Here is a 12,043-nt window from a genome sequence, read left to right as displayed (position 1 = left end):
CAACGGGCGCGGCAGAGAATTCCATAAATTTTGTACAAAGAACGGACGAACCCGAGCGGGAACGAATTCCCGGAACGGTGCCGGTGTCAGGAAAGCGGTGCCAGGAAAGCGGCGCCAGCCATTGCCCGGCGCATTACCTTCGAAAGCGACTCCGTCTTTGACAGGGACAGCGGCGGGGCCAGGCCTGAACGGGCCGTCGGGCAGACCGGTGGCAGCCATCGAATCCGCGCAGCCGTCAACTGGAATTACCGGCACTTTCGTAAAGTTTTGACAGCTACACTTGAACTGTGTCACAGACTTTCAAGTTTGGCCGACTTCACTCAGGAGGCACTCCTATGGATACCTGGCCCGCACTAACGTACGAAACGCTGCCATGGGAGCCCTCCGACCAAGGGCCGAAAGCTGACCGAAACTTCCGCCGATATGACGCTAGTATCCCTGCGTTCCTTTCCGATCTGGAATGGCGCTCTTCGGCCAAGACGGCCACGGTGGCCGAGGAGGCGATCGCGGAGATCGTCCGGCTTGATGCGACGGCTGGCCAGGTGCTCGCCCCTCTATCCGGGTTCCTGCTGCGCAACGAGGCCGAGTCTTCCTCGAAGATCGAGCTTGTGCAGTCCACGCCGCTGGCCCTGGCACGCGCGACGCTTGGCATCAGGAGCTCGGACGCCGCCATATCGACCCTCGCGGCGGCCGCGGCCATCGAGGACCTGATTTCCGTCGGGGAGAGGACCAATCCGGCTGATCCCGCGAACCTCAACCACGCTCACGCCATCCTGATGCGGCCGGACGCGCTGAACCAGAAGTTCGCAGGGGGGTTGCGCGATCAGCAGAACTGGATCGGCGGCTCAGACCATACCCCTCGTGGTGCCTTGTTCGTTCCTCCGGAGCCGGGCCGCGTCGTGACCCTGATGGCCGATCTCCATGACTTTTGCGACAGGAAGGACCTGCCCGCTCTCGCACAGGCCGCGATAGCGCACGCCCAGTTCGAGACGATCCACCCCTATAGCGACGGCAACGGTCGCCTAGGGCGGGCCCTTTTGAACGCGGTTCTCCGCTACCGGCGGGTCACGACCGCCGCAATCGTACCCATCGCATCGGCCTTCATGGCCAGCCGCGACACCTACTTCGCGCTCCTCGGCGCTTACAGGGACGGGGAGGCAGACCTGTTCGTGGACTACATCGCCCGCTGCGCGCTCTCTGCCTGCCGGGCTGCCTCCGAATCGGCCACCACCCTGGCCGGGCTACCCCAGCAGTGGAGGGACGCCGTAAATCCCCGCTCTGGCTCCGCAGCCCTGAAGCTGATCGACTCGTTGCTCGGCCAGCCGCTCCTCACCGCCGGGCTCGCCGCTGAACGCGCGGACTGCACCCCACAGGCGGCGTACAACGCCATCGCGAAGCTGGAGGAGGCCGGCGTGCTCCGCAACATCGGCAAGGGCCCCCGCGCCCAAGCCTGGGCGGCCGGCGACGTGCTGGATGAGACGGAGAACCTCGTCGAGCGGATCAACGAGTCCAGCGCAGACCTCCTTAGTCCTGCCGCGCGCTCCTACATCGTCCACCAACAGGTCAAAGCCGACGCCGCGACGCACACCTAAGGCCTGCTCTACTCGAAATATGGGACTGCCTGTCTTGGCGCGCATGGGAGTTTTCCGCGCTGGGTGCGCAAGATTTTTTCCTTCTGACGGCATGACAAAACGTTGGTAAGAATTGCGGCTCCGCCATGCCCGGGGACCACGTCAAGGCCGCTGGGTTACTGGGAACGGGCTGGCGGCGTGGCCTCAGAAGAGCCGGGACTCGACGTCGTCGACACCGCGCATGGCGTCGTAGTCGAGGGTGATGCAGTCGATGCCGCGGTCCTTCGCGAGGACCTTGGCCTGCGGCTTGATCTGCTGGGCGGCGAAGATCCCGCGCACCGGGGCCAGCAGCGGGTCGCGGTTCAGCAGTTCCAGGTACCGCGTGAGCTGCTCGACGCCGTCGATGTCGCCTCGGCGTTTTAGCTCGATGGCCACGGTGGCACCGTCGGCGTCCCGGGCCAGGATGTCCACGGGTCCGATCGCGGTGAAGTACTCGCGGCGGATCAGGGAGAAGCCGGTGCCGAGAAGCTCGATCTGGTCGGCCAAGAGACGCTGCAGGTCTGCCTCGACCCCGTCCTTGATCAGGCCCGGGTCCTGGCCCAGTTCGTGGGAAGTCTCATGCAGCTGCTCATGGATGTTGATGATCAGCCGGTCGTCGGTCTTGGCGGACTGGACGGTCCACTGCTCGATCACACCGACCTCGACGTCCACCTCGTCCGGGGTGGAGACGCGCAGGGACGCCGGCGGGCTCATCCAGTTCAGCGGTTTATAGGATCCGCCGTCCGAGTGGACAAGGACGGAGCCGTCGGCCTTGACCAGCAGGAGGCGGGTGGCCAGCGGAAGATGGGCTTTGAGCCGGCCGACATAATCGACAGAGCATCGGGCTATGACTAAACGCACCCGGTCAACACTACCGTCTGGAGGGAGCGGGAGGCATCCGGGCTGGGGCAGAATGGAAGCATGCCCCGTTCCAACCGACCCCGCCGAGCCGTCTCCGGAAGAACAGCCGCCGGAAGAACGGCCGCCGGAAAAACCGCGAGGCCCGGGGCCAAGGGCGGGCCGGTGCCGGAGCTGGACCTGGAGCGCGCACGCTCGGGATTTGCCCGCCGGGAGAGTGCGCCGGACGGGGAATGGATGGTCCGCGCCATCACGGCGGCGCGGGCCGAGAAGAGCTATATCTGCCCGGGCTGCTTCACCGCTGTTTTGCCGGGGGTGGCGCATCTTGTGGTCTGGTCCGAAGACCATATCTTCGGTGCGGCCGCCGGTCTGGCCGAGCGCCGGCACTGGCACTCGAACTGCTGGACCTCGCGCAGCTACCGGTATCGCTAACCGGTTTCGCTAAGCTGGACAGCATGACTTTTGACCCGGCGTCGTACGTTTTCAGCCAGCCTTCCGAACCCACCGCGATCCGCGCCTCCACCGTGCTCCCGGCGCATCGGGAAAACGTGGAGCTCCGCACCGGGGACGGCCACCGGCTGGTCGGCGAGCTGGCGGTGCCCGAATCCGGCGAGATTAAGGCGACCCTGATCACCCTGCACCCCCTGCCGACGCACGGCGGGTTCATGGACTCCCACGTCTACCGGAAGGCCTCCTACCGCCTGCCCGCCCTGGCCGGAATCGCCGTGCTCCGGTTCAACACCCGGGGCACGGCCTCGCCCCGCGGCACCAGCTCAGGGGCATTTGAAGAGGGCATCGGCGAACGCCTCGACGTCGAGGCCGCCGTACAGTTCGCCGTGGACCGCGGGCTGCCGAACCGCTGGCTGGTGGGCTGGTCGTTCGGGACGGAGCTCGCCCTGATGTACGGGGCGTCCGGGCCGGTGGCTTCCAAGATCGAGGGCGCCATCCTGCTTTCGCCCCCGCTGCACCGCGCCACCGATGCGGACCTCAAGGAATGGGCCGGCTCAGGCAAGCCGCTGAAGGTCCTGGTTCCGGAACACGACGACTACCTGCAGCCGGCCGCCGCGGCGGAGCGCTTCAGCCTGGTGCCGCAGGCCCGTGTGGTAGGCGTCGACGGCGCCAAGCACCTGTGGGTGGGCGAGAAGTACGCGGGCCGCGTCCTGAACGAGATCGTGGACGAGGTCCTTCCCGGTGGATCCGGCGGGGCCGGCGGATCGGGTACTGCGCTGCCGCAGGAATGGGACGGCCCGGTGGCCACGGCGCACGCCTGAGGCAACTTCCCGTCAGTGATTGTCCTGGCGCACAATGAAGAGCTCCTTCACCAGCAGCATGATCGCCGCGGCAGTAGGGATGGCGATCAGCGCACCAAGGACGCCGAGAATGCTGCCGCCGGCGATCACCGAGATGACGGCCACGGCGCCCGGCACCGCGACGGCCTTCTGCATGACGCGCGGCGAGATGAAGTAGGCCTCGAACTGCAGGTAGGCGAAGTAGCAGATCGCGTACACGACGGCCGTCTGCCAGCCCGCGGTCAGGGCGATCAGCGTCACGAGCACACCGGCAATCATGCCGCCGACCAGCGGGATGAAGGCCAGCAAGGCCACGACAAACGCGAGCAGCACGGCAAACGGGACGCCGACGATCGACATCACGATGAACGCGAAGGTGGCGTTCAGCAGGGCGACGACGGCCTGGCCGATCACGTAGTTGCCGACCGAGCCGGTGATTTCCTCCGAGAGGGCCTCGACCCGGGCCCGCCGGGACCGTGGCGCCAGCCGGTAGCCCCATTTTTTCATGGCAGGCAGGGCGGCCAGGAAGTAGAGGCTCAGGACCAGGACGATCAGCGCCCCGAACAGGCCGTTTGCCACGGTGGAGCCGAAGCCGACGACGCCGCCGAAGATGCCGCCCATCGCCTCCGGGTTATTGACGAACTTTTCGAGTTCCTGGGTGATGCGTTCCCGCACGCCGAATTGGTTGTCGACGCTTCGGAAGAAGTCCGAGTCGATGAAGTCCTGGATCCAGCGCGGCGCCTGCTGCACGATCTGGGTCACCTGCTGGACGATCGTCGGGATGAGGGTGGCGAAGAAGCCGCCCACGGCCAGGGTCAGGGCAGAGACGGCCACCACGATGCCGGCGGCCCGGGGGACCTTCCTGCCCTCCAGCCAGCGCACCACGGGGTCCAGGCCGAGGGCGATGAACAGCGCGGCCACGATCCACAGCAGCAACTGGGTGGTGTTGGATCCGATCCAGTACACCAGCAGGGCAACGCCGACGCCGACGGTCCCCATGAACCCGACGTAGAGGGGGTGCTGGGAGGACATGCGCGGTCCGGGGTCGCCGAAGCGGGCGCTGCTCTCCATCTCCGGCGTCGGGGCTTCCGCTTCATGCTCCGGCGGCATTTCGAAACGGAGCCGCGGCTGGGCCCCCGGGAGGGGTTGGCGCAGGCGGCGCGCCAGCGTGATGAGCACTCCAGCCACAGCGGCCCGGCGGTTCGAAACCTGCTGTTGGGGTCCGCGTCCGTGTTCCCTGGGTCCGCGTTCGTGTTCGCGTCGGTCGGATTCGGATTCTTGGCTTTGTTCTTGTCCTGCGGGGGACGAATCCGTGTGTTCACTCACTGCGTTGAAGCCCTTTATCTCTGTTTGTCCCCTGCGGAGCCGCGGTCGCGGGCCGGATGTGATGATCACCGCAAAGACTATCAGCAGGCTTGCTAGCGCGCGGGTCTGTTGCTTGCGGGCTCGCAGCCGGAGGGCTTGACAAATCTGCCGATCTGACTCCCGGGTAACAAAATGGTTACTATTGAAGTTAAGTGTCCGCTGATGATAGGTAATATTTTGCGTTTCAAGACTGCAGTTGCATTAGTGCTGCTGGGCCTCCTGACACTGCTGGCGGGAATCGGCCAGAAGACATTCTGGGCTCCGGCCGAGACCGTCACGGCTACCGCCCCTGCCGACGCCGCCGCGGCGCCGCTGACCGTTTTCGACGAGAAGCTGCGCACACTCCACGGCGGCACGGTCAAGATCAAGGTCAAGGGGGAGGGCAGCTTCATGCTGGCCGCCGGCCGGCCGGACGACGTCGATGCGTGGGTCGGCCCGACCGCTCACAACACCGTTTCGGGGGTCTCCGACGACGGCAAGGCGCTGCAGTTGACGCATACCGACGGCGAAGCAACCGCGCCGTCGCCCGCCGGTTCCGACCTGTGGGTCACCACCGAGAACGCCAGCGGCGACATGAACTACTCGTGGACGCCCCCGGCCGATGGCGACTGGTCCCTCCTGCTCGCGACGGACGGCACCAAACCGGCCCCGACGTCGATCACCATGACGTTCCCGAATGACACCTCCACTCCATGGGCCATACCGTTCATGGTGCTCGGCGGCCTGCTGATCGTCGCCGGTGCCGCGCTGCTGGTCCCGAAGCCCAAGCCCGGTGCCGGAAACGGCAAGGGCGGTTCTCGCGGCAACCGGTTCCGTCACCGTCCGGGGGCAAAGGCCGCCGGACGCACGCCAGCCGCCCCGGCCGGGGATACAGCAGCCGGTACAACATCCGCCATCCCGACGGTGGAACCCAAGGATCCGGCCGAAAACAGCGCTGCCGGTCCGCGCACCGCGCGGCGGCGCCTACGCCGGTCCGGCGCGGTCCTGGCCGTACTGACGGCTTCCGCCGTCGCCGGCACCGGCGTGGCCGCGCAGGCCAGCCAGACCCCCGCGCAGGCCCCGGGCACCTCGACCAGCGCCGCTCCCGCGCCGCCGTCGTCCGCCGCTGCCGACACGGCTCCGGACGCTCCGGTGCTGATCGATGTGCAGTTCCGCCGGATCCTCGAGCAGGCTGCCGGGGCGGTCGACGCCGGCGATGCAGCGAAGGACGCCTCCAAACTCGAGCCGCGAGTGGCGCAGACAGAGCTCGAAGTCCGCACGGCGAACTACAAGATCCGTTCCCAGGTCGGCTCCTACGAGGCGAGGATGCCGGTCCGGGCGACCAAGCTCCTGACCACGGTCGTCACCAGCAAGCGAAGCTGGCCGCGCTCGGTCCTGGCGGTGACACAAGGCGAAGGCAATGTCGTCCCGCAGTTGCTCACGCTCACCCAGCCTTCACCGCGGGAGAACTACAAACTCGTTGCCACCACGCCGCTGCAGCCGGGCACCACGTTCCCGGCCATCGCGAGGGACGGCACCGAGACGCTTGCACCGTCCGACAAGTCGGGGCTTCTGTACAGCGGTGAGGAAGCGCTGGCCGGGCTGGGCGACCGCCTGACCAGCGCCGATTCCGCGTTCAAGGACAAGCTCGTGGAGGGAGAGTCCTCCCCGTACATCGCGGACACGCTCGCCTACCAGACGGACGCGGTCAACTCCGGTGTCAACGGCACCTTCGCCTTCACGCACAAGGTGGTCCCGGAGAGCACCGTCGTGTTCCGCACCGCCGACGGCGGCGCTCTTGTGCTGGGGAGGCTGAACTTTGGGTTCGACGGCACTCCCAAGGCTTCCGGTGACAAGCTGACGATCGGCGATGACGCGGCTGCCCTCGCGGGCGGCAAGGAAACGAGCACCGGCATGGTGCTGAACTTTGCCGAGTCCATGGCGGTCTACGTTCCGCCGGCTGGGTCCACGGATCCGATGAAGCTCATTGCCGCCACCCGTGGCCTGGTCGGGGCAAGCTTCAAGTAGCCCCTGCGCCAGTAGCAGTAGTAGCAGTAGCAGTAGCAGTAGCAGTAGCCGTAACAGCGTCAGCGGCCGGGCCGCTGCCGCCGTGCCGCTGCGTTTTCGGGTGGTGACGGGCGTCGGGGTGCTAACGGGCGGGGCCGCAGTGGTTAGAGTGGAGCTATGACTTCGCCAGCTTCCCGCCCGGTCCCGCCAGCTGCCGCCAACCCGCTCAACCTGCGGGGCGCCGTCGACCTCTCCTCGCTGAAGCAGCGGCCGCCAGCGCCCCCTGCCGGGGGTCCCGCCGCCGGTCCTGCCGCCCCAGGCGGGACGGGTTCCCCGGCCCCGGGAGCCGGCGCGACGGGGGCCGACGGCACGGGGGCCGACGGAACGGAAAACTCAGTGCGCCCCCTGCGGGTGGACGTCACCGAGGCCAACTTCCAGGAACTCGTGGAGCTCTCCGCCCAGGTCCCCGTGGTGATCGCGCTATGGGCCCCCTATTCACCGGGCTCCGGCCAGCTCGTGGACGACCTGGCCCAGATCGTGGACAGCTACGACGGCCAGCTCGTGCTGGGCGCCGCCGACATTGAGGCCTTCCCGCAGCTCGCCCAGGCCTTCCAGGTCCAGGCCGTCCCGACCGCCGTCGCGGTGGTCAAGGGCCAGCCGGTTCCCCTGTTCCAGGGCGGCGCAGAGGAACAGCAGATCCGCAGCCTGCTCGATGAACTGCTCAAGGTTGCCGCCGCCAACGGTGTGTCCGGGCGGATCGGTGCCGGCGGCCCGGGGGCGGACGAGGCCGAGGCTCCGCCCCTGCCGCCCCTGCACCAGGAGGCGTTCGACGCCATCGAAGCCCGGGACTACGCAACGGCGGCCGCTGCCTACCGGCAGGCCCTGCTGGAGATGCCGGCGGACGCAGAGGCCAAGGCCGGACTGGCTCAGGTGGAGCTGATGGGCCGCCTCCAGCCGCTCTCCGCCGCGGACACCGACGCCCTGCGCGCCCTGGCCGCCGACGAGCCGGACAACCTGGACGCCCAGCTCGGCGTGGCGGATCTGGACGTCGCCGGCGGCCACGTCGAGGACGGCCTCGGCCGGATCGTCTCCTTCATCGGCAGGAATTTCGGCCCCGAGCGCGAGACCGCCCGGGTCCGCCTGCTGGAGCTGTTCGACGTCGTGGGCATCCATGATGACCGCGTCGCAAAGGCCCGCCAGAACCTTGCCCGCGTGCTCTTCTGATGGCGTCGGCCCTGTTCACGCCGCTGGAACTGCGCTCCCTGCGGCTGCAGCACCGCGGCTGGGTCTCGCCGATGTGCCAGTACAGCTGCGGGCCGGAGACCGGGGAAGGCGTCCCCAACGACTGGCACCTCATGCATCTGGGCTCCTTCGCGACCGGCGGCGCGGCCCTCATCCTCACCGAAGCGGCAGCGGTGAACGCCGCAGGCCGGATCAGTCCCCGGGACGCCGGCCTCTACAACGACGAGCAGGCTGCAGGCTGGGAGCGGATCACTTCCTTCGTGCACCGCCACGGAACCGGGGACACCAAGATCGGCACGCAGCTGGCGCACGCCGGCCGGAAGTCGTCCTCCTACTGGCCGTTTTCCGGGAAGCAGGGCTCAGTCCCCGCCGCCGAGGGCGGCTGGGACACCGTGGCCCCCAGCACCGGTGCCTTTGACGGCTATGCGGCGCCCTCGGCCATGACGGCGGAGGAGATCGACGGCGTGATCGCCGATTTCGCCGCCAGTGCCGTCCGGGCCGTCGACGCGGGCTTCGACACCATCGAAATCCACGGCGCGCACGGCTACCTGCTGCACCAGTTCCAGAGCCCGCTCGTCAACGACAGGACCGACGCCTGGGGCGGCGACGAGGAACGCCGGAACCGGCTCACCCTCGCCGTTGTGGATGCCGTGCGCAAGGTCATTCCCGATTCCATGCCGCTGCTGCTGCGGATCTCCGCTTCCGACTGGGCCGAGGGCGGGATCGACGCCGAGGCCTCGGTCCGGATGGCCAGGGCCGCCTCGGAACACGGCGTGGACCTCGTTGACGTCTCCAGCGGCGGCGCCGTGGCGCACCAGCAGATTCCGGTGGGCCCGGGCTACCAGACCGGCTTCGCCGCCCGGATCCGGCGCGAAACCGGTGTCCGGACCGGCACCGTCGGCCTGCTGACCTCGGCCGGCCAGGCCGAGCACGCCGTGGCCACCGGCCAGGCGGACGGCGTCTTCATCGCCCGGGCAGCGCTCCGGGACCCGCACTGGTGGCTGCGGGCGGCGTTTGAGCTGGGCCACGAGCTGGCCTGGCCCCCGCAGTACGAGCGGGCCAGGCCGCGCCACTCGTTCTAAGGGCCGGGACCGGGAGACCGGTTCCGGAGTCTGCGTCCGCAGGGGAGCACGCCCCGGTAAGGACCGCCCGGAGTACGCCTTTCGGACGATCCTTTTCCCGCCCGGCGGCAGTTAGTCTAACGACATGACTTATCAGCAACCGGATCCTCATGCCCCTGAGAACCTGCCGGCGTCGAATCTGTCGGCCCCGCCGGTTCCCGCCCTGTCGCTGCGCGGGCTCGCCAAGCGCTTCGGCGAGAAGATCGCCGTCGACGGCATCAGCCTGGACGTTCCGGCCGGCTCGTTCTACGGAATCGTAGGCCCCAACGGGGCAGGCAAGACCACGACGCTGTCCATGGCCACGGGTCTGCTGCGGCCCGAGTTCGGCACGGCGCTCGTGCACGGAGTGAACGTCTGGCAGCGGCCCCTGGACGCCAAGAAGCTGATGGGCATCCTGCCGGACGGCGTCCGGCTCTTTGACCGGCTGACCGGCGAGCAGCTGGTGAGCTACGCCGGGCTGCTGCGCGGCATGGACAAGAACGTGGTGGCGTCCCGGGTCAAGGAGTTGCTCTCCGCCCTGGACCTGGGCCAGGACGCCGCCACGCTGGTGGTGGACTACTCCGCCGGCATGACCAAGAAGATTGCCCTCGCCTCGGCCCTGATCCACGCGCCGCGGCTGCTGGTGCTCGATGAGCCTTTCGAATCCGTGGACCCCGTCTCCGCAGCAAACATCCGCGACATCCTGGACCGTTACGTGGCGTCCGGCGGCACCGTCATTGTCTCGAGCCATGTCATGGACCTGGTCCAGCGGATGTGCGACCACGTCGCCGTCGTGGCCGCGGGCCGGCTGCTCGCGGCCGGCACGGTGGACGAGGTCCGGGCCGGCGAGTCCTTGGAGGACCGATTCGTCCAGCTGGTCGGCGGCCGCAGCCACACAGAGGGGCTGGAATGGTTGCGCACCTTCTGAGGCTCAAGCTCACCCTGCTGCGCAACAGCGTCCGGCGCAGTCCCTGGCAGCTCGTGGGCCTCGGCATCGGGGCCCTGTATGCGCTGGGAATTGTAGGGCTGGGCATCACCGTGCTGCTGTTCCTTCGCCAGGCGGACATCGCGCTGGCCCAGACTGTCGTGGTGCTCGGCGGTGCGGCGGCACTGCTGGGCTGGGCCATCATCCCGGTGGCGGCTTCCGCCGCGGACATGACCCTGGACCCGGCACGGTTCACCACCTCCGCCGTGCCGATGCCGCAGCTGCTGGCCGGTCTGGCACTGGGCGGCCTGGTCGGGATCCCGGGCGTGGCCACCTCGCTCGTGGCGTTGGCCACCGTGGGCACCTGGTCCCGGAGCATCCCGGCCGCGGGAGGCGCCCTCGCGGGGGCCGTCCTCGGCGTGCTGAGCTGTGTTCTGCTGTCCAAGGTGGTCACGACGGCGACGGCAGGACTGGCCGCTTCCCGCCGCTTCAAGGACGTCAGCGCCATCGTTTTCCTGATCCCGCTGGTGCTGACGGGGCCGATCGTGGCCAGCGTCGCCGAAGGTATCGCGGGCTCCGGCGATTTCCTGGCAGAACTGGCCGGCTCGCTGTCCTGGACTCCCGCTGGGGCTGCCTGGTCGCTCGGCGGCGAGCTGGCCGCGGGCAGTTACGGGGCCGCGGCATGCAAGTTCGTCATCTCGCTGGCCACCGTCGCCGGGCTGGCCCTGTGCTGGAAGCTCCTGCTGCAGCGCGCCCTCGTTACCCCGCCCTTCGCCGGCAGCGCCAAGAAACGGGCGGGCGGGCTGGGACTCTTCGCCCGGTTCCCGGCGACGCCGACCGGAGCGGTCGCTGCCCGCTCGCTGAGCTACTGGCTGCGCGACCCCCGCTACGCCGGAGCCCTCGTCGTCGTCCCGCTGTTGCCGGTGCTGCTGATGTTCCAGGCCAGCCAGACGGGGTCCTACGGGATGCTGGTCTTCATCGGCCCGCTGACCGCGTTCCTGCTGGCCTGGTCCATCTCCTCTGACGTGTCCTACGACAGCACGGCCTTTGCCCTGCACCTGTCCACCGGCGTGCGCGGAGTCCACGACAGGCTCGGCCGGGCCGTGGCGTGCCTGGTCTTCTCGCTGCCCGTGGCGCTGGCGTTCAGCATCCTGCCGTTCCTGTTCAGCGGGGACTGGGTCCTGCTGCCGGGAGTGCTGGGGCTCTCCCTCGGCGTCCTGTTCAGCGGCATGGGCCTGTCCTCGGTGGTCTCGGCGCGCTACACCGTCACCGTTCCGCTCCCGGGCGACAGCCCCTTCAAGAAGCCGCCGGGCAACGTGGCGCAGACCATGGCGGTGCAGTTCGGCGGCATGGCGGCGCTCCTGCTCCTGGTGGCACCGGAAGCGGCACTCGTGGCTGCACAGCTCGTCACGGGAAGCGCGGTGCCTGGCTGGATCAACCTGGTCCTCGGGCCGGTCCTGGGCCTGGCGCTGTTTGCGGGCGGCGTCCGGCTGGGCGGCAAGTGGCTCGACGCACGGGGGCCGGAGCTGCTGGCACAGCTGGCCGTCAACCGTTGACGATATTGGACGGCTGTGCCGTCGAACCGCTGTGGGATAGCCTGCCAGTAACGCAAGGCACCCGAGATGCAGCGAACCATGGCTGCACGGCAGCGTTACACCAGGAGAGGGG

At 68.5% G+C, this 12,043-nt stretch carries 10 protein-coding genes; 8 read left to right on the top strand and 2 right to left on the bottom strand.

Annotated features, from left to right (window positions below; translation table 11 throughout):
* Positions 1-542 precede the first annotated feature (542 nt).
* A complete protein-coding gene (locus tag ACQCSU_RS05005; protein WP_426978588.1) occupies positions 543-1,592 on the top strand; it encodes a Fic family protein in 1,050 nt (349 codons plus the stop codon).
* Positions 1,593-1,775: 183 nt separating this feature from the next.
* Here ACQCSU_RS05005 and nucS read toward each other — a convergent pair whose 3' ends face one another.
* Positions 1,776-2,471 carry an endonuclease NucS gene (gene nucS, locus ACQCSU_RS05000; RefSeq protein WP_426978587.1) on the bottom strand — a complete coding sequence of 232 codons (696 nt, stop codon included), beginning with the start codon at positions 2,469-2,471 and terminating at the stop codon, positions 1,776-1,778.
* Between the two features lie 60 nt (positions 2,472-2,531).
* On the opposite strand from nucS, the gene ACQCSU_RS04995 reads away from it, so the two are divergent.
* Positions 2,532-2,900, top strand: a complete 369-nt coding sequence (locus tag ACQCSU_RS04995) for an ATP/GTP-binding protein (protein ID WP_426978586.1) — start codon at positions 2,532-2,534, stop codon at positions 2,898-2,900.
* Positions 2,901-2,923: 23 nt separating this feature from the next.
* On the top strand, positions 2,924-3,739 hold the full coding sequence (locus ACQCSU_RS04990) for an alpha/beta hydrolase (protein WP_426978585.1): 816 nt from the start codon (positions 2,924-2,926) through the stop codon (positions 3,737-3,739).
* A gap of 12 nt (positions 3,740-3,751) precedes the next feature.
* Here the strand turns inward: ACQCSU_RS04990 and ACQCSU_RS04985 are convergent, their stop codons facing one another.
* Positions 3,752-4,945: an AI-2E family transporter gene (locus ACQCSU_RS04985; RefSeq protein ID WP_426978584.1), complete on the bottom strand. Its 1,194-nt coding sequence runs from the start codon at positions 4,943-4,945 to the stop codon at positions 3,752-3,754.
* 339 nt (positions 4,946-5,284) lie between these two features.
* Here ACQCSU_RS04985 and ACQCSU_RS04980 point away from each other — a divergent pair, with 339 nt between their 5' ends.
* The 5 genes from ACQCSU_RS04980 to ACQCSU_RS04960 all read left to right on the top strand — a co-directional run bounded on the left by ACQCSU_RS04980 (position 5,285) and on the right by ACQCSU_RS04960 (position 11,931).
* On the top strand, positions 5,285-7,129 hold the full coding sequence (locus tag ACQCSU_RS04980; RefSeq protein ID WP_426978583.1) for a hypothetical protein: 1,845 nt from the start codon (positions 5,285-5,287) through the stop codon (positions 7,127-7,129).
* Between the two features lie 156 nt (positions 7,130-7,285).
* Positions 7,286-8,332: a co-chaperone YbbN gene (locus tag ACQCSU_RS04975; RefSeq protein ID WP_426978582.1), complete on the top strand. Its 1,047-nt coding sequence runs from the start codon at positions 7,286-7,288 to the stop codon at positions 8,330-8,332.
* Positions 8,332-9,432 (top strand): NADH:flavin oxidoreductase/NADH oxidase, encoded by a 1,101-nt coding sequence (locus ACQCSU_RS04970; protein WP_426978581.1) that lies wholly within the window; start codon positions 8,332-8,334, stop codon positions 9,430-9,432. The genes ACQCSU_RS04975 and ACQCSU_RS04970 overlap by 1 nt, the downstream gene beginning before the upstream one ends.
* 124 nt (positions 9,433-9,556) lie before the next feature.
* Complete coding sequence (locus ACQCSU_RS04965) at positions 9,557-10,378, top strand: ABC transporter ATP-binding protein (protein ID WP_426978580.1); 822 nt, start codon at positions 9,557-9,559, stop codon at positions 10,376-10,378.
* Positions 10,360-11,931 (top strand): transporter, encoded by a 1,572-nt coding sequence (locus tag ACQCSU_RS04960; RefSeq protein ID WP_426978579.1) that lies wholly within the window; start codon positions 10,360-10,362, stop codon positions 11,929-11,931. The genes ACQCSU_RS04965 and ACQCSU_RS04960 overlap by 19 nt, the downstream gene beginning before the upstream one ends.
* The last annotated feature ends 112 nt before the right edge of the window (positions 11,932-12,043 follow it).

This window comes from Pseudarthrobacter sp. O4 (assembly GCF_050157025.1).
GTDB lineage: Bacteria > Actinomycetota > Actinomycetes > Actinomycetales > Micrococcaceae > Arthrobacter.
This window is presented reverse-complemented; position numbering and strand designations above follow the sequence as displayed.